General features: G+C 54.5%; 19 protein-coding genes and 1 pseudogene. 5 read left to right on the top strand and 15 right to left on the bottom strand.

Annotated features, from left to right (window positions below; translation table 11 throughout):
* The first annotated feature begins 160 nt into the window (after positions 1-160).
* Genes AB4O09_RS26730 through darG form a run of 3 tightly spaced genes read left to right on the top strand, consistent with a single transcriptional unit; the run spans position 161 to position 3143 of the window.
* Positions 161-1339: an Arm DNA-binding domain-containing protein gene (locus AB4O09_RS26730; RefSeq protein WP_460107704.1), complete on the top strand. Its 1179-nt coding sequence runs from the start codon at positions 161-163 to the stop codon at positions 1337-1339.
* Between the two features lie 50 nt (positions 1340-1389).
* On the top strand, positions 1390-1989 hold the full coding sequence (locus tag AB4O09_RS26735; protein WP_460107708.1) for a DUF4433 domain-containing protein: 600 nt from the start codon (positions 1390-1392) through the stop codon (positions 1987-1989).
* A 5-nt stretch (positions 1990-1994) separates the two neighbouring features.
* A complete protein-coding gene (darG, locus tag AB4O09_RS26740; RefSeq protein ID WP_460107710.1) occupies positions 1995-3143 on the top strand; it encodes a type II toxin-antitoxin system antitoxin DNA ADP-ribosyl glycohydrolase DarG in 1149 nt (382 codons plus the stop codon).
* A 173-nt stretch (positions 3144-3316) separates the two neighbouring features.
* On the opposite strand, the pseudogene AB4O09_RS26745 reads toward darG, so the two are convergent.
* From AB4O09_RS26745 to AB4O09_RS26760, 4 genes and pseudogenes are all read right to left on the bottom strand, one after another.
* Positions 3317-3463, bottom strand: a pseudogene (locus AB4O09_RS26745) (cupin domain-containing protein); the annotation flags it as partial.
* 19 nt (positions 3464-3482) lie between these two features.
* Complete coding sequence (gene leuA, locus AB4O09_RS26750; protein ID WP_460108445.1) at positions 3483-5177, bottom strand: 2-isopropylmalate synthase; 1695 nt, start codon at positions 5175-5177, stop codon at positions 3483-3485.
* A 425-nt stretch (positions 5178-5602) separates the two neighbouring features.
* A complete protein-coding gene (locus tag AB4O09_RS26755; protein WP_027911994.1) occupies positions 5603-7084 on the bottom strand; it encodes a leucine-rich repeat domain-containing protein in 1482 nt (493 codons plus the stop codon).
* 50 nt (positions 7085-7134) lie between these two features.
* Positions 7135-7998, bottom strand: coding sequence for an NYN domain-containing protein (locus AB4O09_RS26760; protein ID WP_003197615.1), 864 nt, complete (start codon positions 7996-7998; stop codon positions 7135-7137).
* A gap of 296 nt (positions 7999-8294) precedes the next feature.
* Between AB4O09_RS26760 and AB4O09_RS26765 the strand changes: the two genes are divergently transcribed.
* The gene (locus AB4O09_RS26765) at positions 8295-8567 is read left to right on the top strand and encodes a hypothetical protein (protein ID WP_003197613.1); all 273 of its coding nucleotides are present in this window, start codon (positions 8295-8297) and stop codon (positions 8565-8567) included.
* Positions 8568-8893: 326 nt separating this feature from the next.
* Here AB4O09_RS26765 and AB4O09_RS26770 read toward each other — a convergent pair whose 3' ends face one another.
* The 8 genes from AB4O09_RS26770 to AB4O09_RS26805 all read right to left on the bottom strand — a co-directional run bounded on the left by AB4O09_RS26770 (position 8894) and on the right by AB4O09_RS26805 (position 23267).
* The gene (locus tag AB4O09_RS26770) at positions 8894-9271 is read right to left on the bottom strand and encodes a hypothetical protein (protein WP_223522855.1); all 378 of its coding nucleotides are present in this window, start codon (positions 9269-9271) and stop codon (positions 8894-8896) included.
* Positions 9272-9396: 125 nt separating this feature from the next.
* Positions 9397-9669 (bottom strand): hypothetical protein, encoded by a 273-nt coding sequence (locus AB4O09_RS26775; RefSeq protein ID WP_003197610.1) that lies wholly within the window; start codon positions 9667-9669, stop codon positions 9397-9399.
* A 468-nt stretch (positions 9670-10137) separates the two neighbouring features.
* Complete coding sequence (locus AB4O09_RS26780) at positions 10138-10461, bottom strand: hypothetical protein (RefSeq protein WP_032833100.1); 324 nt, start codon at positions 10459-10461, stop codon at positions 10138-10140.
* 211 nt (positions 10462-10672) lie between these two features.
* Positions 10673-11140 (bottom strand): hypothetical protein, encoded by a 468-nt coding sequence (locus tag AB4O09_RS26785; RefSeq protein WP_003197604.1) that lies wholly within the window; start codon positions 11138-11140, stop codon positions 10673-10675.
* 119 nt (positions 11141-11259) lie between these two features.
* Positions 11260-12294, bottom strand: a complete 1035-nt coding sequence (locus AB4O09_RS26790; protein ID WP_426386151.1) for a hypothetical protein — start codon at positions 12292-12294, stop codon at positions 11260-11262.
* Positions 12295-12753: 459 nt separating this feature from the next.
* Positions 12754-13305 (bottom strand): hypothetical protein, encoded by a 552-nt coding sequence (locus AB4O09_RS26795; RefSeq protein ID WP_014336514.1) that lies wholly within the window; start codon positions 13303-13305, stop codon positions 12754-12756.
* Positions 13290-22493, bottom strand: a complete 9204-nt coding sequence (locus tag AB4O09_RS26800) for a hemagglutinin repeat-containing protein (protein WP_460108447.1) — start codon at positions 22491-22493, stop codon at positions 13290-13292. Before AB4O09_RS26800 ends, AB4O09_RS26795 begins: the two co-directional genes overlap by 16 nt.
* 432 nt (positions 22494-22925) lie before the next feature.
* Positions 22926-23267 carry a DUF6124 family protein gene (locus tag AB4O09_RS26805; protein WP_027912223.1) on the bottom strand — a complete coding sequence of 114 codons (342 nt, stop codon included), beginning with the start codon at positions 23265-23267 and terminating at the stop codon, positions 22926-22928.
* Between the two features lie 437 nt (positions 23268-23704).
* Here AB4O09_RS26805 and AB4O09_RS26810 point away from each other — a divergent pair, with 437 nt between their 5' ends.
* Positions 23705-24142: a hypothetical protein gene (locus AB4O09_RS26810; protein ID WP_027912222.1), complete on the top strand. Its 438-nt coding sequence runs from the start codon at positions 23705-23707 to the stop codon at positions 24140-24142.
* Between the two features lie 264 nt (positions 24143-24406).
* Here AB4O09_RS26810 and AB4O09_RS26815 read toward each other — a convergent pair whose 3' ends face one another.
* The 3 genes from AB4O09_RS26815 to AB4O09_RS26825 form a co-directional block, all read right to left on the bottom strand.
* Complete coding sequence (locus AB4O09_RS26815; protein WP_027912221.1) at positions 24407-24850, bottom strand: hypothetical protein; 444 nt, start codon at positions 24848-24850, stop codon at positions 24407-24409.
* Positions 24851-24947: 97 nt separating this feature from the next.
* On the bottom strand, positions 24948-25340 hold the full coding sequence (locus AB4O09_RS26820; RefSeq protein WP_027912220.1) for a hypothetical protein: 393 nt from the start codon (positions 25338-25340) through the stop codon (positions 24948-24950).
* Positions 25341-25645: 305 nt separating this feature from the next.
* Positions 25646-26122 carry a hypothetical protein gene (locus tag AB4O09_RS26825; protein WP_146002243.1) on the bottom strand — a complete coding sequence of 159 codons (477 nt, stop codon included), beginning with the start codon at positions 26120-26122 and terminating at the stop codon, positions 25646-25648.
* Positions 26123-26126 lie beyond the last annotated feature (4 nt).

Here is a 26126-nt window from a genome sequence, read left to right on the forward strand (position 1 = left end):
CACACATGCGCTATGTGACCGTAAGGAAATTCGCCAGCGAGTCTGGCTACACAGAAGATGCGATCCGCTCGAAGATCCGTGACGGGATTTGGCGGCTCGGAGAGATATGGATCAAAGCTCCGGATGGCCGGACGCTTCTCGATATTGAGGGATATGAGTCATGGGTAGAGGCGGGCGGGGAGTTCGGGCAGTCTCCGATTCGAGCATCGAAATCACGTTCATGTATCGGGGCGTCAGGTGCCGCGAGCGGATCACGCTCAAGCCCACCTCCACTAACCTGAAAAAAGCGGAGCAGCACAAGGCGGCGATCGAGCATGCGATATCGATCGGCACCTTCGATTACTTGGTGACGTTTCCAGGCTCTGCCCGGGCTGCGAAGTTCGCGCCCGAAGCGTCCCGAGAAACGATGAGCGGGTTTCTGACCCGCTGGCTCGAGGCAAAGAAAAAGCACGTTGCGAGCAGCACCTTCGACGGCTACCGAAAGCTGGTCACCTTGCGATTGATCCCAGCCTTGGGCGACACAATGCTGATTGACCTAAAACGCAAGGCTGTGAGGGATTGGCTCGATCCCCTCGAAGTGAGCAACAAGACGCTCAGCAATATCCAGAGCTGTCTCCGCTCTGCCTTGAACGATGCGACCGAGGAAGAGTTGATTGAGCAAAACCCATTGGCGGGCTGGACCTATTCCCGGAAGTCTGCGCCGCCGAAGGAAGATGACGTCGATCCATTTAGCTCTGAGGAGCAGCAAGCGGTGCTGGGCGCCCTCTCCGGCCAGGCGCGCTACATGATGCAGTTCGCCCTATGGACCGGCTTGCGAACCAGTGAATTGGTGGCGCTAAACTGGGGCGACATCGACTGGCTGCGCGAAGAAGTGATGGTTACCCGCGCCATGACCCAGGCCTCCAAAGGAAATGCGGAAACCACGAAGACAGCCGCTGGGCGCCGAAGCGTAAAACTGCTCAAGCCAGCCATGGAAGCACTGAAGGCACAGAAAGCCCACACGTTTCTTGCGGACGCTGAGGTATTTCAAAACCCGCGCACGCTCGAGCGCTGGGCAGGCGATGGGCCGATTCGGAAAACAATGTGGGTGCCGGCGATGAAAAAGGCTGGGGTTCGGTACCGGCGCCCTTACCAGACGCGGCACACCTATGCGTCGATGATGTTGTCAGCCGGCGAACATCCGATGTGGGTGGCCAAACAAATGGGGCATACCGATTGGACGATGATTGCCCGCGTGTACGGTAGGTGGATGCCCCCTGAAATGGATAATAGTGGGACAAAGGCAGTAGAACGGTTCTCGGATAGCCAAAATGAAATCTTACTAACGGTAAAGGCATAACGCTATCGTTGAGGTATAGTCCGCCATTCCGACGTCAGGATGGGAAGCCGATGAGTCACCGCGTAGTTGAACTGCATTGCATTATGCCGATAAAGAACATTCCATCGGTGCTGCAGTACGGAATTCTCAGCCATGAGAGAGCCTCGAAGCTTCCGCACTCGTCGGTGGCAAAGCAAGAGATCCAAGATAGGCGCGTGGGTAAGACCGTGCCTAATGGATTGCGCCTGCACCAGTACGCGAATCTCTACTTTTGCGCACGGAATCCGATGCTATACCTGCGGAAACCTAATCACCCCGACCTATGCGTAGTCCAAGTCAGTCGTCGTGTCCTCGACCTGCAGAATGTGGTCATCACCGATCAGAATGCCGCGTCAAACTGGGTACGGTTTTATTCCTATCCAGAGGGGTTGAGATGGATCAATTTTGACTATGTATTCGCAGACTCCTGGCAAGACGCTGATGAACGTATTGGATGGCAAAAAAAGGCTGCGAAATGCGCGGAAACACTGGTGCCTGGAGTAGTGGCCCCCGAATTCATCACAGGGTTCTACACTTGCGATGCTGGAGCCAAGGCAAGGGTTGAGGCCGTCCTCGCTCAACAGAACAATGGGCTAGCAGTGACGTTGAATTCTCATCTTTTTTTTAGGTGAATAGTGTGATCAAAGTTCTGATAGGAGACATGTTCCAGAGCAACGTGCAAACGTTGGTTAATACTGTGAATTGTGTTGGTGTAATGGGCAAAGGTGTTGCGCTTGAATTTAAAAAGCGCTGGCCTGGCCTCATGCAGGACTATGAAAAACGATGCGCCCAAAAGCTGGTAAAACCAGGGATTCCTTACATATATAACGACATGTTCGGAACTTCGATTGTAAACTTCCCCACCAAAGATCATTGGCGTTCAGCATCGCGTTTGGCTGACATCGAGAAAGGCCTAGAAATTTTTTTAGAACACTATAAAGCATGGAACATCACTTCCGTAGCATTCCCTCCTCTCGGATGTGGGAATGGCGGCTTAGAGTGGGAGCTAGTAGGACCTATTATGTATAAAACACTTTCAAGAATAGACATACCAGTGGAAATGTATGCTCCATTTGGCACTCCCGCCAATCAGCTAAGCCCAGACTTTTTAAGCCCTTCACAGTCTCGATTGTTTAGCGAAGCTGACCATAAAGGCTCTAAAAACCAGAAAATAAATGACAACTGGTTCGTACTGCTCGAAGTTCTTTATCAGCTTGAAAATCAACAATTTTCGCCAAAAGTGGGAAGAACAATTTTCCAAAAAATATGCCACGCGATAACTGCGCTAGGCGTAGAAACAGAACTTGATTTCAAGAAGGCTAGCTATGGCCCTTTTTCTGACCAAGTAAAAAAACTACTCGGGACGTTAGCCAATGCAAATCTGATAGCCGAGAGTCAGTTGGGACGCATGAACACCTTATCGACTGGACCAGAGTATCTAAAGGCGAGAGAAAAACGTCAGGATATCCTTACGGCTAACATGTCTAAAATCCATAAAACTGTTGACCTGTTTAGTCGTATCAAAAACACTGAGCAGGCTGAAGAAGTAGCTACTGTGTTCTATGCGGTTAGCAAATTGAAAGATGAGCAAAAGGTAGCAATTGTGCCCGAGCGTGAGGTCTTCGACTTTGTCCTATCTTGGAAAAAAGCTTGGGATAATGACGCGAAGCGGGAAGCAATTGCTTCAGCTATTCGAAGCTTGTCCATGCTTGGCTGGATTCGGGTTAGCTCAAGCGACTGTCTTCCTCTGGTTGAGATGACCGAGGAAGAATTCTGCTTTTCTTAATGACAGCTTTTCGCCAGCCTTGAAGCTAGAAGCCCCGTACTAGCTGCCATAGACGGGGGTTCAAATCCCCCCGGCTCCACCACTTCATCATCTAAAGACGTCCACGGACGTCTTTTTTTGTGCCATACCAAAACTCTCCCACGCCTGCTCCCGCCCCTGCGCGTCTCCAACCCAAGAGTATGGCCGGAGGGAACGACCCACGTCGTACCGGCCACCGAGACCGGCATCACGCCATTGATGGCATACACCAGTTGCCCTTCGGCATGCCGATGCGAAGCCACTATGTCCCCATGACCGTAGTTACCGGCCAACGTCGCCAGGGCTGTACACGCAGCCCTGTCAGCAAGGCACCGCAGCGCTCATCACGCTGAGCAGCCCCAGGCGCGATGCGTGATTGACGGCGCTTGTCACCGCCTTGAGGGACGCCAGCAAACTACTGCCGTCGCGCGCGGCGCCAAATAGCAGCCGGTTATTCACGCGAATCTCGACATAGGCAAGTGCTTCGGCCTGAGCCCCATCGCGAGCAGCGTGCTCATGATAATCGGCGATATCGAAGTGAACGCCACGCTGGGCAAATGCATCGACCAGCGCCGCCAGCGGACCGTTGCCCTCACCGCTGAGGTCGAACTTGGTGCCCCCCACGTCAAGCACACCCTCCAGGTAAGTCACAGCGCCTTCACTGACCAATTTAGGCTGCAACAACGTGTAGGGCGTGCCCTCATCCAGATAGTGCCGGGAAAAGCACGCAAGGATCATCTCGCTACTGATCTCCTGGCCCGATCCATCCGCCTCTTGCTGGACCAGGGTGCTGAACTCCATCTGCAACCGGCGCGGCATCACGACCCCATGCTGTTCAAGCAGATAGGCCGCGCCGCCTTTGCCGGATTGGCTATTGACGCGAATGACCGCCTCATAACTGCGCCCCATATCCGCCGGATCAATAGGCAGATAAGGCACTTCCCAGAAGCCATCGGGATTGGCCTGGCGCACTGCAAAGCCTTTCTTGATCGCGTCCTGATGCGACCCTGAAAAGGCCGTGAACACCAACTCGCCCGCGTAAGGATGGCGAGGATGCGTGGGCAGCTGATTACAGTATTCCACCTCGCGCTGGACGTGGAGGATGTCCGAGAAATCCAGCTGCGGATCGATACCGCTGGTGTAGAGATTCATCGCCAGGGTGAGGATATCGACATTGCCGGTTCGCTCGCCGTTACCAAACAGCGTGCCCTCGACCCGTTCGGCACCGGCCAGGCAAGCCTGCTCGGCGGTGGAAACCCCGGTGCCCCGGTCATTGTGCGGATGGACGCTGATGATCACGCAGTCACGACGGCTGAAATGCCGGCAAAACCATTCGATCTGATCGGCGAAAACATTGGCCGTGGAGACTTCGACGGTCGTCGGCAGGTTCAGGATCATCTTGTTGGAAGGCGTGGGTGCGAAGACGTCCGTCACCGCCTCGCAGACTTGCAATGCAAAATCCAACTCGGTGAAACAAAAGGTCTCGGGGGAATACTGGAAGGTCCACTGCGTCTCGGGATTGTCGTCCATGTGCTGTTTGATTTCGCGAGTGGCCTGGGTGGCAATCTCGATGCACCCGGCGCGGTCAACACCGAATACCACGTCTCGAAACACTGGTGCGGTCGCGTTGTACACATGCACGATAGCGCGGGGAGCGCCCTTCAATGCCTCAAACGTGCGCTCGATGAGATGGCTGCGGGCTTGCGTCATGACCTGAATCGTCACGTCATCGGGAATGGCACCGGTTTCGACAAGTTCGCGCACGTAATCGAAATCGGTCTGCGAAGCGGCGGGAAAGCCTACTTCGATTTCCTTGAAACCGACCTTGACCAACAGGTCGAAGAAACGACGCTTGCGCTCGGCATTCATCGGCTCGATCAAGGCCTGATTGCCATCGCGCATATCGACGCTGCACCAGCTAGGCGCAACGGACTGGACCTTACCGGGCCACGTGCGGTCCGGCAGATCCACGGTGGCGAAATGTCGATATTTGCTGGAAGGATCCTTCAGCATCATGGCGTTTATCCTTTTTGATACGTCCATAGGTGGGCAGGTTCGGCATCTGACGCCACCGAACATTGGATCCAATCATAAATGAACATAACTTGATGCAAATTGCGTAGTCACATCAACCGCACGGTGAAATCCACAAAAAACGCTAATAATGTTTAATTTTTTGGTTATTCGTGCTCTACACCTAAACGCTAGAGCAATTTTTACTCTTGCGAGTCGGAGTCACCCTACTGCTCTGGTTACTGGGGAAGGAATAAGCGGTATCAGGGAGAGGAGACGACGAGGTAGGAGCATCCAGCCCCCCTAGCGCGACGATCGAAACTGGCGTCGTAGTCGGTCATGCTCCGTGGAGAGCACTTCGAAGGCCTGCCGCAAGCGCTACTTGCGCCAGGGTGTTGTCCAAGCCACTGCCTATTCCTATCAGCGCGTCAGATGCCCGGACCGGTCACGTGGGCTGACAATCTAGCCAAGCGGTCCCAACCGCTTGCATCGATCCCGGCGCAGTTGGGCAACCACAGTGTTTGCAGCGGCAGTTGCTCCAACACAGGCACCACGGCCGACGTGATCCGCGATTCCCCTGGATCCGCCCCAAGCGTCAGGTCCCGCAGCGGCATGCCAGCGAGATGGGCCACCCCGGCGTCAGTCAGCCAAGGGCTGTCATACAGACCCAGGCGCTGCAGGGGCAGGTCCCGCAAACAAGCCAGGTCGGCATCGCGCAGGTTCAGGCCGCTTATTTCAAGCTCCTCCAATGGCAACCCCAACTCGACGAGCTTGCGCAAAACCTTGCCGTCGACGCCCTGACAAAAGCTCAGATTGAGCCGCTTCAGCGGCAGGCCAGCCAGTTGTTTCAGCTCCTTCCAGGTGATGTCGTTCAAGGACAGGTCCAGGGACTCCAACGCCAACCCGCGCAGATCACTCAACGTACTGGCGCAGACGCCCTGCACATCGGAGAGTCCCAATCGCTTGAGCGGAAATCCGTGCAGCACATCGAGCCGCTCGATCACTTGGCGTAGGCACTTGAGGTCCAGCTCCGTGAGCGGCATTCCCTCCAGCACTTCAAGATCGTCTTCGCAGATGAACGCAGATTGGAGCGAAAGCTTTTCCAGGGGCAGATTTTGAATCGCCTGCAACACGCTCTCGCTTGCATAACAGTCATCCAGACTCAACCCGCGCAACCCCGTCAGGTCGCCAAGCCAGGACGGATCGTCGAGGATCGCGCCGCTGCCACTGAGGGACAACTGTTCGAGGGGATGACTTGCCAAGTGCGCCATGCCACGGGACGTCAGCTCGCCCACGCGTTGCAAGGTCAGGGAGCGCAGCTTGAGGCGTGACAGTGCTTTAAGGCCGTCGTCGGTGATGTCATCGCAACGGTTCAACGACAATTCCTGCAAGGGGCTGTCGCTCAGTTGACGGAGGAAACGGTCGTCGAAGTCCTCGCCGTAGGTTTGCAACTTCAGCCGACGCAAGCGTGCGGGCGACGGGAGGCAATTGGCGTTATCGTCGCGGGAAAAATTACTGACTTCCAAGGTTTCTAGGGCATTGGCGGGCAAACGCTGCCACGTCTCCGGGCCGCAGATAAACCTCGGGCTGTTGAGCACCAACGTGCGCAAGGGCAGCCCGGCCAGGGCGTCACACCAATCCGGCTCGGCGTCGTTCAACTCCAGATGGTCGACCGGCAGGCCATGCAGTTGCGACAGCCATGGCCCGGGGCGATTTGTATGGGCGGTGGTGTTCAGTTGAGCCACCACCACCTTAGCCGCCGGATCGCCCAGGCCCGCCGCGACGCGTAAACCTTCCAGTGACGCCTCCCCGCTGTCGAGCAGATCGCGATAGAGCGAAGCGCGCGTGGTGGTGTCATCGGGGTTGGTGGCGAGTTGGGTGATCAGAACGTTGCGGTTGGGGGTTGGCACGGTTTAGTAGTCCGAATTGAGCGGGCGCAGGGTGTGCTGCGAAACGGGGTTCATCTGCCTGTTGTTTGTGGGTGCACAGCGCCCTGAGATATCAATCCAGGATCAGGCTCCAGATCACCAGCAACGGCAATCTCAACATTCTCATATAGCTGCGCCGCACTCTTCGTCCGAGCATCCCACCAGTCGGGCCGAGTGGTAACCGATTGGCCGGTGACATCTCTAATGAGACGGACGATATCGAAAGAGCGAAGGCCATCTACGTGCTCGCTTAAGCTTCCAGTCGTATTGGCCCACATCGGATCAAGTACGAAATCGATTCCCTTCATCCTCGCCAGTTTCGCAGCCGGCACAAAATCTGAATCACCAGCGACCAAAACGATGACATCAGTGAGCTTTTCAAGGGCGAGAGTCGTGATGTCCATGCCTAACTTGGTATCGACAGTCTTCTGTTCGACTTTGTAATGGAAATCGTCATTCGTGAGCTCTGCCCAGACCTTCTCACCACGCAACAGGGCCTTAAGGGAATGAGAATTGAGTTGCCAATCACCGCTTTTGGCCAGTTCGCCCAGTCGAAGCGCCGTTTTTCGGCTCGATCGAAGCTGATCGTGAAGGTCTCTTCGCAATCTATAGGGAGGATGAGCTTTGAAATCCATATGCCCTGCAGATTTATGACCGTCAGGGATTATGGGTAATCGAACCTGATTGGAGGGGGGCGGGCAGTCGTAGTAGTAGATTCGATAAAGCTCGCGACTCGCTGAGCGTTCGTCTTCGATGTGAAGCTTCACGAGCTTTTTTATGATTTGGGATATCTGGTCGGCGGATAACAGCAGTTCCTTGCTGAAGTATTTGCGGCCGAAAAACATAACCCTCTGGAAGAAAAATCCTCCATCAATGAGAACGGCGGTTCGCTTCACTGGCTTTTCCTTGGGCAAAAAAAAGCCCAGGACTGCTGGGCAGGTTCTAACAATTGCCTGCGCGCTGTACTGAGCTGCTGGGCGAAAATCTATTCGCCTATGCAGGCTATGTCAAGGTCGAAAGTGACGCAGAAAATACAACCATTGATGGGCCAAAATTCCTACATGAAGCTCGGAAAGTGACGTCTTGTAGCGCTCGGACGGAGGGGGCTATAGTCCCTCGTCGCTCCAATGGCGACTCGGGTTTGGCGACTCGACAACGAGGTAGCTCCTTTCAACTGAATGAGGTCCTACCGATGAACCGATACATGCCCATCACCGGCGTCGACTGCGTCCCCGCTACCCTGCTGATCGACACCGAAGCCCCGCTTGATGTCCTCTTCGAAACCGCCGACTACCGTATCCGTACCGTGACCCAGCTTCTGGAAAACATCGCGTTCCGTTCAGAGATCAGTTCCGACACGCTGGTGCTTTCCGACTTCTGCAAAATGCTGACGATCGCGCTGCGCGATGGGTGTGATGTGATGGATGTGATTGGCAAGCGATTGCGGGCGCAGGCGGCGGAGTAAATGAAGATGGCGCAGTTCTGAGAACTGCGCCATAACTGCGCCAAAATCTCCTCAAACAGCGCCAACGCAACGTGGCCTTCGAGCACCGACTACTGAACAGCATCCAAGCATCCAGGAGCGGGGCGAGCCTCTCAAAGCTCTTGGCCTGGCATTCTGAAATCGCCCGGCGAACGGCGCAACGCATCCTTGCAAACCTGATCGAAAGCAGCCTCTGGAAGGAAACACCTACTCACAGCTCGACACGCGACAACTCATCGAGCAAGGTAAGGCAGCACAGGGTAAAGCCGCTATAGAAACGCATCCAACTAACTCTTTTCGCACTAAAACTATAGCTTTATAAAGTCAAAAACCTGACCAAATAGTAGTTCAATCTTTGGTGACGTTTTAAGGAAATCAAGTGCTTCACTTGGGGTTACGGGCATATCAAACGGCTCAAATCCTCGCCAAACGGCGATACCGTACAACGCATATTCGTCATTCTCCTCATGCTCCCAACAGGGCACATAACCAACAACTTTATAGACTTTGAAAATCTCATCATGAAAATCCTTCAAGTCATATAAAAATGCTGGAGCAGCATTCAGCGACGAAGCCTGAGCACACCAGGCATTAAATTCATCTCTGCTTATAGCTTCACAAAAAAGACATGTAAAAACGAACGCCATCAATTCATCACTAAAGTACCCCGACTCATTCAAAATCACATCCCACCTCCCATAACCTCACAAAAAAGTGGATTTATTTATAAGCCGAGCAAAACCAACAAATCTGCCCCTCTGTGTTTCACAAAATAAATCTGTTCGCTTTTTGCACTTTAACGACATCCCCCCTAAGAGCTCAAGGGATCCCAAAGCACTCTCTTTACATACGTCAATGATTCCTCTTCAGTTTCAAAATCTTGGACTTCATAGTCATCATTTAAAAGCATTTCTCTCCAACGCACACTCCTATCCTCAAACGCTGCAGCCAGTTCAGCTCTCATCTCATCCAGCTTTCCACTTGACCTCAAGCCTCTTACATATATATTTTTAGCATCTTCCTCCTGAAAACCAAGATCTGCAGAAAATATAGCTTTTAGCATATAGCGAATATTTTTATACATCACAATACGCCCTCTATTTCAACCAAAAACGTAACCAAAAACGGGGACGGATTTATTTGTAAACCGAGCAATCCAATAAGCCCGCCCCTCCGCAGAAAATAAATCTGTCATCTTTTCGAACACCTTTAATTCCTTCGCCGCACTTCTACACTCTCCACATGAATTCCGTATGCGCTACTCATCCCCAGCGCGAATTAAAACACCTTGTTCCCACCAGTGCCCCCATTCAAGCACAGAGACGCCTGACTGCAATAGACACTTAAACTTTTCGTCAACGTGAAACACTTCCGAAAAAAGAAGTCCCAACTCATCAGGACAAGGAAAGGGGACAGATCTATTTATAAACCAAGAAAAGCAATGAGCCTGATCCTCTGCGCCTCACAAAATAAATCTGTCCCCTTTTCAGTCTCTGAGCTGGTAATGCCTTGACCGCGTCATCTACAGCAGCCCCAGTTGTTTTTGCACCAGCTAATCAAGCGAGAATGATGAGAAGTAGAACGACAACTTTTTATCCTCAAGATCACTCAGCTGATAACGCATCCTATCAAAGCCAGAATCCAGCTTACTAACGTTCATGTGCATCAACTGAGTTAATCCGCCGCCAAAATCATGGGACGTAAATTGGCAAATATCAATGAATCTGATATTCACGACATCAGCCCCTACCTTTTCAGAAGCCGAAATCGATAGAGATAAATCATAAGCCATCCCGTCAACATTCAACTGAATACTAATTGCACGCAAGCAGTTGTGAGCAACAAGCAATTCATTCAATTCTGGAAGACTAATCATTATTGATCCTCGTCTCTTTCCCATTGGAGCCATAGCCTGGACCATATTCATAGGTATGCGTGTGCAAAAAGGAAAGGGGACAAAAGGAAAGGCAAAGGAAAGAAAAGGAAAGGAAAGGGGACAGATTTATTTATCAACGTACAAACCAACAGGCCTGCTCACCTCATAAAATAAATCTGTCCCCTTTCGATCCTCTGTACCTGCAACAAAATTACTCCTGCCCTGTTTCAATATCGTCGACCCACACAGCTATCCGAGGTAGCGCCATACCACACTTCGGGCAATTACAGCGAGGAAGCGATAATGCCTTATAAGCAACTCCCAACTCACCATCAACTCCGAAATATAAAATCGGATCTGAGGGATTAGCAACTTCCCCAACCCAATCACATTGATCGCAAGTCACCCTTTCAATGAGCACTCGCTGCCATCGTTCATCCATACGATATAAATGTAATGGCACCCAAGGTTTCAACGATTTAGTTAAATGTAGCCCCAAACAGAATTTACCGTCGCGCCCAGATACAAAATCAAGCATATTGCGCACAACAATTTCAAGATTTCCATTGAAAACAGTTCCATCTTTATATTTGCCTGCTTTCAAAATCTCCTCCCATTCACTGACACTGGGAGCAATTACAAGCTGACCATCAACCACTAACTCTGTATATTTTTTCACATAGATATCTTCAGAAATTCATTTCCAAAAAAGGGGACAGACTTATTTATAACCGAGCAAAACCAAAAAACTTGCCCCTCTGCGTTTCACAAAATAAATCTGCCCCCTTTTTTTCTAAGTCAGAAACTGAAACGGTCCTCAAATACTGTCTGCCCCCCTATTCTGACGACACATTGCCGTGCCACCTCCACGGGTACTACCTTGCCTAAAACCGGCATCATGGCCTTGTAGAACACCTTGTCACAGGCTTCATCTTTACTAAACGGTTGGGCTCTGCCCTCAGCGTCCGCAGTAATGTGGCAGCCCGCTACTAAATCAGCTGGCAGGTCTTTAAAGGCGACAGGCTTTTGAGTAGTGCCCGACTGCGCCTCGATCATTTCATTGCAACCACCGGTTACGGCCCCTTCCGTAACGGTTTTTACAAAAGCAACGCGCTCGTAATCGGTACCGCTGAAAACAGTCTGATCGTTGACGCTAACGCGATACTGCGAAGGCTGGAGCATGATGGATTTGATGCAAAACTGTGTTGTGACCGGCTGATTATTCACCGAGGTCGTTGCCGACTTGCAACCCGGGACTGCGTTGGCGAAGCCACCGTTTTGCGCGCTACCTACGACAGGAATACGCTCCTGAGGCTGCGTAATGTCATAGGTATGCAGTTCACAGCCTCCACCCACAAACTGGAGTTCCGCCAGATAAACCTTGCCTTTCTCCGGCGTGAAAATGGTGCTGATCGGACCGCAACGATAACCGCGGTTGATACTTTCGCCAGTGGCGTAACCCGATACCTCAAATGGCTGATCGGGATCAGCTTGCACTTCCAACTGAGGGAAATGCTTCAAGGTCGCGCTGTGGGCCGTTTCGTTGAGTTTGGCAATCCAGCCGAACACTTTGCCGCGACCGGAATCCACCACTGTCCCCTGCACATCCATACGCCGGTCTGGATCCGTCGCTCGCCTGATTGCAAATTCCACAGGGACGACATTGCCCGTCGCTTTCATGATCACCTTGGCGTGCTGGGCGTCTACGGTCACTTTGTTTTGGTACAGTTGGATGCCGTCGTTGAGCACGGTGGGGGAAGAGTCTCTGACGTTGGATTTACAGCCTGGCAACGTCAGGATCAGGCTCAACATTAGTAGTGATGCTTTCTTCATGAGTAACTCCAAGTACATACTAAAAAATTATAGATCTGGAGAAAAGTGGACAGATTTTTTTTGAAACCGAGAGAATTCAATAAACTCGCCCCCTCAGCGCCTTATAAAATAAATCCGCCCCCTTTTTCCTTTGTCTCTCACGCCCCCCGCCCGGAGATAAAAGACTTAACGTAGTCCCAACGAGTAACAACCCAGTACAATGCAAATATCCATGACAGAGGGAACCCGAGCCAAATAAAAACCCAATTTGAATCAGTCTGAAACAACAGTGAAATTAACACTGCAACTATCATCGCAAGAAAAGTACTCACCCCCCACACGATAGCCAACAATGAAAAAGCCAGCACCACCACACTAATAAATCTGTTTCCTCTCATTGGAACGCAGCACAATTAAAGTAGCAATTGAAAAAATGGACAGATTTATTTATCAACGTACAAACCAACAGGCCTGCTCACCTCATAAAATAAATCTGTCCCCTTTCGATCCCCTCGTATCTGTTGCATCGTCACGATATACAAGGAGACTGCCCTTGGGCCAGCCACCTACCCATCCACACGGCCACCCACCGCTTAAATAAGCGGAAAGTATTCCCTCAAAAAACTCATTAGTCTTACCTTGAACAGCTCGACTATACAAACAGCACTTTAGATCCGAGACAACATCATCCAATAGTTCTCTATGCTTTGGGAGGAGCTGCTTTTGAACTGAGCGACTCAACTCATCCAAAAGTTCGGATAATTTAATATCCATCTCAGTATATTTTTCGCCCCCACTGTAAACAACATCCCAAACCTCACTCATTTTCTCAGATCTTAAGTCGGCCCAAGTGAAAGATTCTTCCCCATAGACCTGAACCCAAGCATATTTTTTTGCCGTTGCAAGATCAGCAATTTCGGCATCCCCCAAAACAACCTGATTGACAGATCTCAAGAGCAACCCACTATTTACAAAGCCAATAACTTCATTTACCAGATTGCTATTTTCACCCAACTCTACTTCCCTAACCATTTCAACCACACCTCTGTCTTAGCACCATCTACGTTGCGGACAGGCATGCCCGACCCAGTAACATTTCTCAACCTTCCCTGCAAGTCGAAAACCTGTTTTTGCAACTGTTCCACAGGTAGATTTCGGTCCAACTCATTCAAACTTTTTCGTACAGCCTCAGTATAGTTTGGATGGCTACCTGTATGTCTCGGCATACCGCTTATGGCACCCTCTGGCTTAGCCTTGCTTGCCGGCAAAAATATGCCATTAGAGGAGTCATCCAGATCAATGCCTACCTTCTTCAGAATAGGATGATTTTTTAACTCCGAAGGAATCAGGTGCTGAGCCTGATAACCAGCCCACGAGTCGGTGCGATTTCTCCCCATTGCTTGGTTCAGATTCTGCCCTAGCTTTGTTGAGCTACCGCCAGTTACTTGACCAGGAGTTCCTGAAAGCAGCCTTTGGTTATTGGGCAGAGCCTGGTCGGGCCCTTTTGCCCCACCCGTTTCCACCCACCCCTTCGGCGGATTCTCCGCAAACTTCTTGTCCCAATCAGGATCCTTCGGACCACCCCCCAGCTCATCGCGCCCTTTCGTTACACCATCCGAAGACCCCTTACCCACAATACCAATGGCCTTGCCCGCTACAGACCCGGCAGCGTTGGTGGCGATCCCCAAGGCAATATCCAGCAGCGTCGTTGCACCACGAACGTATACATCACCTTTTTGAGTAGTTGCCCCAAGCTTGGAAAGCTCCTTGAAACGATCATCGCTATGCTCCAAATCGTCCTTGCTCTTACCACTGAGCTCGCTCGCTAGGGATTTTGACAAAGCATCTTTAGCGTCGGCGATTTTGTCTCCAAACAGCTTATCCACCACCACATTACCGGCCAGACTCACCGCGGCTTTGACTGGTCCCATGACGGCTTGTATCCCCAAGCGTACAAGCTGCGCTTGCGCTGGGTTCAATTTATCGAGATAGGTCTGTAAAGCGTCAGCTTGAACCAACACATTTCCGCCGGAGGTACTTGGTACCAACGGCTTAAAATTCACAATCATGCTGTTGCCATCAGCATCAACATAGTGGACCGGATCCTTCTGGCCCTCGTCACCCGAAGCACAGTCTCCTGTAGCGCCACAGCTTTCTTGTTGCTTGGCAAACGTTGTGAATAGGTCCGCGAAGTATTGGATAGCGATTACATCCTTAGGCTCCAGCTTCGCGATGTCATCAGGATCCTTACCATTGCGAACCAGGTTCTTCGCAACATTCAGCGCAACCTCATCCCCCAACGCAGCCCTCGCGGAAGCAGGAACCTCCTCTATTGATACCCGCTGTGCCTGTATGCTGTTCCAGACCTGTCCAGCGGCCTGCACCGGCCCATTAACCAGCTTGAGTGCGTCCTCATACGCTTTCAGGCTGCTATCGGGGTAGCTTTTGATGCTGTTCTTCCAAGCCGTCACGGTCCCAGAGGTATCCATCACCGCGTCCACCGAGGATTTGGTGACGTACAAGTCGGTCCGAGATTCATCATCCTTGGTGATCTCGTAGGCCTTGCTCACATCCCGGTTGAGCCCTGCCGTCGAATCAGCCCCGGTTTTAGAGTCATTGCGCACCACGACTTCGCCAGCCCCAACGGTGGCACGGACGGTCTGCTGACGATCCTTCTCATACTCCCAACCGCTGATGCTCCAGCCGTTTTTATCCTTCTCGCCTTTGCCAACCTGGCTACTGTCCTGGGCGCCTCCGCCCCCCTTGGAGTAGCTACCACCAACGTTCAGGTAATAGCCGTGCTCCTTGTCCTTGCCGGCGATGTCGCTGAAGCCCAGGGTTCCGGTGTCCAGTTTGAGGTTGCCGTTATCGGCAGCGATCAAGGCACCGTCCAGCTGGGTGTGATCCTCGGTGCGGATGTCGACCTTGTTTTTACCGGTGATGCTGGTCTGCTGCTCAACCCAATTGGTCTCACCGGTTGTCTGTCCATACCCCACAGAGCCACTGACGCCAGCCCCTGGACCAAAGGTCGCTGTGACGCTGAGGTCGAACTCTTTGCCTTTGACTTCGCCGGTGTCAGGCACCGAGGAGACGTTCAGGTCGCCGCCGACACGGCCAACAACCTCATCGCCGCGCAGGGTGGCACCGCTGATGTTGGTGTCTTTGCCACTGGTGAAGCCCAGACGGTTGCCCGCGTAGAGGTAGGCTTCTTGCTGTCGGCTACCTTCCCGATCAAGATTGCCCTTGCCGATGTTCACGCTGACGTAGACGCCTACGCCTTGAGACCCGAACGTCAGGCCCCCCTCACCACCACCGTTGTGTCGATTGCTCTCACTGTCGCTGGCGTTCTGCGCCGACCTGATGTTCAACTCATTACCGGCATCGAGCGCAATATCTCGCCCAGCCTTGACCTGAGTGCCTACCAGGTTGATGTCGTGGCGGGCGTCCACGTTGACATCCCTTCCAGCGGCAACCTGAGTGGCCGTCGAACTGCCGTGAACGCCGTCCTCGGTAGCAACACCGTAGCTGCCACCGACGCCCAGTTTGAAACCGCCACTGGTGCCACCATGAATCCCGCTCCAGCTTTGGCGATCAGTGCTTTCCTGGCTGACACTTCCCTTCGCCACATCCAGCGTGACGTCGCGACCTTTGACGTTGATATCCCGCCCGGCCTTTAGCTGACCACCTTTGACCGTGACGTCGTTGCCGGCATTGAGATTTAGGTCGTTGCCCGCATCGAACGTCGACGCGCGATTGGTCTGCTCAATGACCTGCTGGCTGCTGGTTTGCGTGCTGTTGCCGTATTTGACGTCGACGGTCGGTCCGTTGACAAATTGGGCGACGGCATCGATACCTTTAAGGGTGCTGGATGCCTTACTGACGCCGTTCTCCCCTTTTCCTGCGCCGTTGACCGCATCCTTGGTGTTGCCGTAGTTATGATTGAACGAAATACCCAGACCATTACGACTGGCTTCACGCTCCTGCTCGGTTAGTTGGGTTTCACGCGCGGCATCAATGTTGATATTGCGTCCAGCCGTGAGGCCGATGTCACGGGTGGCACGCAGATCGGAGCCCGTCTGGTTGATATCGCGCTGAGCGTTGATGGCAACATCTTGCCCTGCACTGATCTGGCTGGCGGCAGCGGTTTGCTGTTCCAGACGATTCTTGTTCTTGAGGCTATCGGCACCTGCGAAGAAATTGATGCCATTAGCATCCGAAGAAACACCGATCCCAGCCTGCTTGTTCTTTTCCCAATCCCGCTCGGAACGACTGTTCTGCGCGGCCAGAACATTCACATCACGTCCGGCATTCAAGCTGACATTGCGCCCAGCATCGATACCACTACCCACCAGGTTGATATCGCGCTCAGCCTGCAAAGTCGCATCACGATCAGCCGTCACCTGACTGCCCACACTGGTACTGCTCTGCGCGATTCGACCCGACTCTTTGGCCGAGGAGAACGACAGGAAGCCACCTGAGACCGAGAGCCCGGTCTTCTTCTTGTATTGCTCGCTATGGCTGTAAGCTGTGTCATTGGCCGCGACGAGGTTGATGTCGCCGCTATCCTTGACCAAGCCCGCACGCAGTTCTACGTCATTACCGGCGGTGGTTTTGCTGGCGCGCAAACGCAAGTCGTTGCCCGCAACCAGCACCACATCGTTGCCTGCTTCCAGCTCGCTGGCCACTTGGGAGGCCGTGGTTTTCAGCTCGCTTTTTCCGCTCTTGGACAAGCCCAGGAAACCCGATTTGGTTTTCTTGCTGTAGGAGCCGTGTTCTTCGATACCCGAGAGCACCGCCACATCACCAGTGGCACCCACCACCAAATCATTGCCGGCGTTCAACTGGCTGCCGATCACCGTGACGTTGCGGCCGCCATCCAGCGTGACACCGCCACCGGCGGCCTGGCTGGTATTGACCGTCAGGTCTTGCCCCGCCTCAACCACCGACGCGACGTTGGTGCTGTCATAACTTTCCCGTTGTTCGCTTTTACTGCGGCCAAAGGAGCCTTTGCTTTTCTTCGAGTAGAACTCTGCGGTTTCGTCCGTTGCGGACAGCAGACTGATGTCGCGCGTGGCGTCGAGCGCAACGTCCTTGGCCCCTTTCAGTTGACTGGCGACGAGACTCAGGTCTTGCCCTGCCTTGGCGCTGAGGTCCCCACCCGACTGGATAACCGAAGACTGCTGACGCACCAGGTCGCTGCTGCTTTTGACTTTTTTGCTCTGGGACGAGCGATGGCTTTCGTTGGCGGCAGACGTGATCGCGATATCGCGCCCGGCAGTCAGCGCCAGGGTGCTCTGGGCGATGACGTTGCTGGCAACGACCCGCAGGTCCTGCCCGGCCGTCACCTTCATCTCCCGGCCCGCAGTAGCGCTGGAACCATTTTGGGTAATGGTTTGGTCCCGGTGCCCGCTCCCCATCGTGTTGCTGTCCACCTGCTCGGCGGAGGTGATGTTTACATCACGCACCGCCTGCAAGCCCATGTCATTGCCGCTCTTGAGCACGCCCCCCTTGTTGGCGATATCCCGTCCTGCACCCATCGTCAGGTCATGACTCGCCTCAATCCGCGCCGCGTTGTCAGCAAATTCGCGTTGCTCAGTCTTGTAGCCAGTGCCGCTGGCATGCCGGGTAATGGTTCGCTCATTGGTCAAATCACCAGCGACGGCAACAACACTGACATCCCGCCCAGCAATAACCCCGCCTGCCCGGTTAGTAAGATCATTACCCGCCAGCGCCTCAAGCCGATTCCCCGCCTCCAGCAACCCGCTGTTAACCAGACTGTCGCCCGCCGTAGCCCTCAGGTTGCTGGACGCACGCAAGGTGCCCGCATTGTTCAGGTTCTTACCCGCAATCAGGCTGACGTCTGAACCCTGAATCAGCGCACCATTTGCCGCCAGACGATGATTGGCCTGGGCCAGATAAAGCACCGGCACCAACACCTGTTGATTATTCACCGTCCGGTTTTCCATCCAGACGATGTCATGGGTCAGGGCCGCAACCTGTTCGGCGGTCAGGCTGACGCCCAGGGACAGGTTGAGACTGTCCTTGCTGGCGATGGCGTTGTTCATCAGGTACTTGAACATGCCGTCGTCGGAGTTCTGGCCGTCGAGGAAGCGTTGGCCGGTGCGGGCGATCACCGCCTGTTGAATCAAGCGTTGTTCGTAGAAACCGTCGCCCAGGCGCTTGGCGGCGGTATCCGGGTCGTAGCCCAGGTTTGTCAGCAGGTAATCGGAGCTCATGAACCGGCGCATGTCGGTCAGCGCCGGGTTGGTCTCGATCAGGTACTTTTGCGGGTTGGCCTGGAACGAACGGTCCGGCAGGCCACGCACTTGCGTCAGGCCCGTGCTCTGGGTCGGCGTGGTGGAGCCGTCGCCGCTCATGCGGAACAGGCCGTTTTGCCCGGTGGGCAAGTCAAAACCCGGCAAGGACAGCGGATCGACTTGTTGCTGGGTCAGGCTCGGGGGTAGCTGCCGATTGACGCTGATACGGGTCGAGAAGGCGTTGTCGGCCTGGGTGTCGGTGCGCGGGCCAGCGCCGACGTAGTGGTAGCCGCCACGCACGACGCTGTTGTCGGCGTTGCCCTGGATGCGGACGTCGACCGCGCCGCCGGCCTGGATAATCGCGGCATAGGTCTGGTTATCGGTGGTATTGGTTTGGGTGCGAAACTGCGGCAATTCACGCTCGGTCATGCCGATGAAGCGGCTCATCGCTGCTTCGAGGCCACCCAGGTCATTGGCGTTGTAACCCGGGCTCTGCAACCAGTATTTGTTGGTGAAGTCATTCGCGGCGGCGCGCCAGCCACCCGGGCTGCGCGTGCGTTCGGACATGAAGGTGCGCGACGTTTCGGTCTCGCCAGTCTCGATGCCGATGTTGTTCAGGCTGACGAGATTGGCGGTCAATGCGCCGCCGACGCCGATGCTGCTGCTCCGGTTGGTCAGGGTGTCGCCCTGGATATTCAGGTTGCCGCCGGTGGTGATGCTGGAGGCGGCGCTGGCCGCAGTGACTTCGAACTTGTCGCGCTGGACGATCTGCCAGACGTGGTTTTCCTTGCCACCGCTGCAATCACCGGCGTTGACCCCTTCGATGCAGGCCACTTCCCTGATCGAGGCGGTGTAGATGCCTGCATCGTGGGTGGTCAAGACCTCGCGGACGTTGTCGATCGTGCTGGCCGCCAGGCGCATGTTGCCGTCGCTCTGCAACGAGCCGGAGCTGTTGAGAATGCGGGTGGCACGTGTGCCTAGGCCATCGCGATCAATGCTCAGATCACCCAGGCTGTAGATATCGGCATAGCGGTTGGTCAGGCTATTGACGCGCAGGCTGGTGTTGCCGCCGCTGAAGATCAAGCCGTGCTCGTTGAGCAGGTCGCCGGTCGATACGCCGAGCGCGCCGGCACTGCCCAGCGTGCCGTAGTTGTTGAGCGTGGCGGCCGTGACGCTCAGGTCCGCCGCCGAGGTCAGGCGACCGTAGCTGTTGAGGACGCCATCGACCACGACGGTAGTGTTGCCGCCGCCAGCGATGCTGCCGTTTTGCTCCAGACTGATCAGCGCGGCCTTCAGGCCCAAGGTGCCGAGACTGCTCAAGCGGCCGTTGCCTGTATAGTCGCCGGTCAGTTGCAGGTCGATCGCCCCATCGCTGCCGATCAGGCCGTCAACCCGCCAGTTGCTGCCACGGCCCACCATGCTGTCGGTACTGAGCAGTTGGCCGGTGGCGGTCTGGGTCAACTGGTCGACATTCACGACCAAGTGCCCGGCCTGGATCGCCGTGCTGTTGGTCCAGCGATCAGCCGTCACCGTCAGGTTGCCGTAGGTCACCAGCTGACCGCCGGCCTGGCCCAGGTTGGCCTGGCTGATGCCGAACAATCCCAAGCCGGTGTGCAGTAGCTTGCCGCCCACGTTCTGGACGCTGCCGGTGTTGAAGCCCACATCATTACTGGCGGTTTCCAGGGTGCCGTCGTTGTTATCGAACAGGCCACCGATCTTGAACACCGTGGTGCTGTTCTGGCCGAGGGTGCGCAGTTGGCCTTTCTGGTTGCTCAGGCTGGCGGCCAGAATGTCCAGGCTGTCCTGGCTTTCGATGATGCCGGCGTTGTTGTTCAGCGCACCCGAAAGGTCAAAGTCGATACGACTGGCGCTGACCTGCCCGCCGCCGCTGTTGTCCATGCCCCGGCCAGTGATCCAGACCTTGCCTGTGGCGTATATCCCGCCGTTGCGATTGTTGATATCCGCCGCCGCGTTGGTGACCACGACATCGCCAGCTTGTGCAGCGATGCGTCCGCCGTCGTTGAACAGCCCAGCCAAGGCTCGGATGCTGAGTCCTTGGGCCTGGATCGTGCCGCCCTGACGGTTCACGTCATAGCCGTTTTTCAGCACGCCGGTGGTGCGTGCCTCCAGCGCCGCCTTGACGCTGGACAGCACGCCGCCACGGTTGTCCAGGTTGGTGGCGAAGACACTCAGCTTGGCGTCCTTGGCGATGATGCTGCCGCCCTGGTTATCGATGTCGCCGGATACATCCACGGTGACCAGGCCCTCGCCTTGCAGCGTGCCCTTGGCGTTATTCAGACTGGCAGCATCGAACTCGACCTCGGCAGCACGGCTGGCGAGCAGGCCTTTTTCGGCGTTGTTGACCGCGCCGGTGGCGCTGACCAGCAACTTGCCATTGGCGGCGACGGTGCCTTTGTTGCTGTTGTCCAGGCTGGCGGTGCGCACGGTCATGACGCCTTGGCTGGATAGCTCGCCGCCCCGGTTATTGATCGCGCCCGCGTTGGTGATGTCGAGGTTCTTGCCGGCCATGACCAGGCCGGTCAGGTTGTCCAGGCTGCCGAGGACCAGGGTCGCGCTGTTCAGGCTCGAGAGTTCACCTGCATTGTTTTCCAGATGGCCCAGGTTGGCCGTCAGCAGGCCCTGGCTATTGATCAGACCGTCCTGGCTGTTGAGGACTTGATCGGCGCTCAGGTGCAGTTCGGTGTTACCCAGGATCCGGCCTTTATTGCGGTTATCCACAACGTTGCCGGTGACGGTGGTCTTGCCCTGCCCACTGAGCGTGCCGCCCTGGTTGTTCAGCGCTACGGTGGTCGTGACATTCAGGTCGCGGCTGGCGATGACGGTTTTGCCAGCGTTGTTCAACTGCTTGGCGGTGAGGGTGACATCACCCGTGGTATTGCGGCTGTTATCGGCGTTGACCCCGGCCTCGATAATGCCGTTGTTGCTCAGCGTGCCACCGCTGTCCAGATGAACGTTGTCGCGGGCTACCAGGTTGCTCTGGCTGGTCAGGTCGCCCTGGGTCTTCACGTCCAGGCGGCTGCCGGCGTACACCTGCCCCCGGGTTTCCAGGCTTTTGGCCTTGATGTCGACGGCACCGGCGGCAGCCGTCTGCGCCAAACTCAAATGCCCATTGGCATCCAGCTGGATATCCCCCCCACTGGCAACCATCTTGCCATCCAGCTTCACCCCAACCCCGGCCTCGGTGCCCACCAGCTTGATGGCGCCTGCGTACATGCCCCCCAGAGCCGAGGAGTCGATGGCCAGCTCCGGTTTCGCACTGCCATCATCGGCCCGGGCAGTGGCATTCAGGGTATTGGCATTAACGTCGTTGCGCCCGGCCACGATGGTCAGGTTCTTAGCCTGGATCTCAGCGTTGATCTTGGCGCTGCGAGTAATGATTTCGAAGCGGTCGACGTTGTTCGCGTTGAGGCCCGCGCCTTCAATGGCGACGCTGCCCTGGTCCACCTGATAGCGACCCACCTGACCGTTTTCGATGATCGGCTTGCCCGTGGTCAGGGTCGCCTTTGGGGTATTGATAAACCCGCAGCCATTGCAGGTGATGCCATAGGGGTTGGCGACGATCACATGGGCCGACTGCCCCGCCACTTCGGTGTAGCCGCGCAACTGGCTCGGGTTGCCGCCGTTGACTTCGTTGAGGATGACTTTCGCGGCCGTGCCCTGGAGGTTCGGGTTGCCGAGGATGATCCCGCCCAGTTGCGTCGCCTGGGCGGTGTTGGTGGCGTTGTTGAGGATCACGCCGTTGCTGCCGACGTTGTAGTCCTTGAACTGGTTATGAGACAGACCGCTGCCGTTGGGCTTGGCGATGTTGACCACCGGCACGCCATTGCCGGCCTGGCCGAGGCTGGTGCCCGGGGCGCTGACCACGATGCCGTCCGCCTGGGCCCACATCGGCTGCCAGAACATGACGTTTGCCAGCAGGAACGCCAGGCCGCGCTTGGGCATGCCCCAGAAGGCGTCGCGGGTTTTCAGGGCGGAGGAAGGCTGGCGGGCCACGGAGGCGTAAGCGAATGTTAGCGGAGAACGGCACAGCAGCGCCCGGCATAACCTCACCCAATGGGCGGGTAAGAACATGTTCGATCCCTCGATATGCAAATGACAGCAAACTCGTGAACGGACGAACAGCCAAAAACCGGCTTACCCCCAAAACACTCACGTTGCTGATGCGCAAACCACGCGCACACCAGACCCTGCCTATCGCTTTCGGTTCAAGGGAGCGGGACTTTTCCATGCGAAAAAGAGACGCGTCTCACAGGTCGTGTCGAAAAACACAACAAGAACGACCTCTCAGATCCCTCAGGAACAGGCCACGGCTCGAAGAAGCGCTGTCACTTCCTCTTGGACAAACGTGGCCTATCCCCTGTCAGTTTTCAGCGTTTATCTAGGGTCGATGACATCCAGGGCCCGGTTTGCCAATAGCTGACTCAGCTCGATCAACTGTTGGAGCCCCAGTGCAACATGCCGTCGAGAATCCTCCAGATCGAACGCCAGATCGCCGGCCATGGCATTGGCGGAGGCCAAGGTTTCGCTGAGATTGGCCAACAGGCTTTCAGCATCGACACCCTCCACGACGGTGAATAGCTGCTCCGGAGGTGGCTTCTTGTCAGGCTGGGCGGGTTTGGGGTTCAGATAGGAATCGATGACACGTTCGGCGTTGGCGTCGGCAGCGATGTCCAGATGCAGCGGTGGAACGGGTGGGTCGGGGATGAGTTTGTCCATGGAATGCTCCTAACGTAAGTAAGAGCCGCCACGTTCGCTGCTAAACGAGTGGGTGGCAGCCGTGCGCAGGTTAGCAGACCGGTACGTTAGGAAACCGGCGCACCCGAGGATGCCCTGCGCATAGCCGCCATAAGAATTCGAGCAATAAAAATGCCCGCATTGAAGGCAGTTGCCATGCGCCTAACGTGATTCCGAGCTGCTAAACCCGACCGCTAATTGGCAGCGGTGGACAAAGACTAGGCACCGAAATCAGCAGGCGCAAGGGACTGGAATTTTCTAGGAAATGTCCTGCAAGTCAATGGGGAATATTCGTTCCGTCGATTCCTACAACAAGCCTGTTTAACGATTCCACAAAGGAACAAATTGCGTATAGTCCCGCCCGCCGCCTTTGCGGCAATCAGTTTTGGCAGCCCACAACCTCTGATGGAGCATGAGTTTTGTACAAGAAATTGACAGGGATCGTTTTTCTGCTACTGAGCGGCTGCTCACTGCATCCGTACACCAAGGACGAGCTGCTGAACACTGGCGTAACCAGCCCCGAGTACTGCCTGACACAGGAGCGGGCGGAGGTGGAAAAACGGGTACAAAGCTATCTGAACCACTGCTTTCACCCACAAGTGACCGAGCTCACGACGGGTGGGAGACTCGTCAATACCATCCAATTGAAAGTCGACAGCAATGCCGACAGAAGCGACATGGTGCTATGGGCGCCGACAATCTACGGCAGCCAGTTCTATATGAACGTGATCGTCTCGGAAAAGAACCCCGCCTGCAAAACCACCATGACTGCCGTGGCCTCAGGCTGGGCCTTTGAGCGAAACTTTCCGAAGATCCTGGAAAGCGCGAAGGGGGAAGACCCGTGGTGCCCGCTGTAAGCTCGTTGTGGCTTTTGTGGCGAGGGGATTTATCCCCGTTGGGCTGCGCAGCAGCCCCAAGCCAGGCAACTCGGTGTGTCAGGAAGATTGAGTTCACTGCTTTAAGGCTGCTGCGCAGCCCAGCGGGGATAAATCCCCTCGCCACAAAGGGAGGCGTTCGACTAACTCAGACACATCACCGAACTGTTTTTAGTAGTTCTTATTTTTAAAAATCAGCAGGCTGTAATTTGTTTGATGAGCGCTTGCTCCCTCGCCATAACGAAATTAGTGGTCCACCTGCCCGGCTGATTCAGAAGGCGTCGTTGTGACCGCCGGCTCTATAACTTTCGCGGAACGCCCTGTATCGACATCACGAACTTCGTAATACCACCATTTCATCGAAGAAACGCCATAAAGCCCATAGGTACGGCCACCGACCAAATCCACGGTCATTTCAATTGGACGTGAATATCCGGTTCCAATAGCGTACTTAACGGAAAGTTTATGCCTTCCTGCGCCTAGTCGATACTCGGTTTGGCGGGCTAGCCAATATAGCGACGTATCGTCATCGATTTTGTCTATCGACAAATGCTTGTCGAACTGCCGAATTGTCGCGACCTCGTCCCAGGGTTTTCCTTCTGCGCTTTTATGTTCGTAATGAATGCACCCGGTCAGCGTGAAGCAAAACAAAATTACTGCAATAAAGCGTAGAACAATATCGTGACGCATCAATGGCCCTCCTAGGCTCAGATCAAAGGTACGGATTGTTGTACCTTCCCCATCCTAACTCGTGGCAAAAACAGGAAAATGGAGATCCACTCGCAAACTAAACCACTACAACATCACCAGAATCCAAATAAATTGAATAGGTCTCATACCCACCTTCGCTATCAGCCTCAACGACGATCGTGTCGCCAGAATGGAATGTTATCTCCAACCCCGCGCCTTCAGCCTCTTTAACCGACACGACGTCTTGCAGTAAAAAATCCAATAAAGGCGCACTCGTATACGAGTCAGAAAACTCTCGCCGCCCTAAGGTGCCGCCGACCTTATACGTTAACCCTCCCTCTATACAGAAAGAGACTTTATAAGGAGATACACCAGGGGCCGCTTGCGGACGTGCAAATTCCAACTTGGTGATTGCCACCCCAAAACTAACCATTTCCAAGTAGCATTCGGCCAATAGAAAAAAATCAAAATCATCTGGCAATGCGTACATACGTCACCTATATCAAATCTAAAATTCAACGACGAACCGGCGGTAAAGTGTCGGGGGGAAGAGGAACATGTGTGTCGCCCTGACCTTTCCCAGGTTTTCCTGTCGCGGGATTCATTGGTTGTTTGCCGGGGTTTTGCCAACACCAGTATCCATTTTCATATCCGGGCACAGGTGATGAACCTGGGGGCATTACTCGAATGTGCTCTAAAAGGAAAGGGGACAGATCTATTTATAAACCAAGAAAAGCAATGAGCCCGACCCTCTGCGCCTCACAAAATAAACCTGCCTCCCTTTTTCTTCTTTCGCTACTTTTCGCCACATACAAACCAGTCAAAAAGCAGCTCCTTAGACTTGTAGTCTTGGGCAGAATCAACCAACAAAATCGACTCCTCATACTTCTCAAGATCACTTCCAACCCAAGACTCGCCATCTCGCAAAAAATGAAATTTTACAACCGATCCAAATTCATCACTTGAGATTATCGATTGAAAAACCCCGCCATACCTCCTGCGCGCCCACTCCCCGAACACCGAACGAACGAAAAGGATCGCATTAAAGAGATAATCTGATTCCGCAAAGTCATCTATATGAATTGAATTTACAAAACACTCCCATCCAGTGCGGTCCAAAAAATCAGACTCGGCCGCATTGGTGCTTTTACTAGCTAGAGCAGAGAGAAGAAAGCACCCACCATTTTCAATAATGCCCGCTGCAGCAATATCAGCCAAAGAAGAAGGAAGTTGGCGCTCAACCCGATCAACTCCCTCCAGTTCCTTTTTCATTTTC

It is taken from the genome of Pseudomonas sp. H1_F01 (assembly GCF_054681425.1).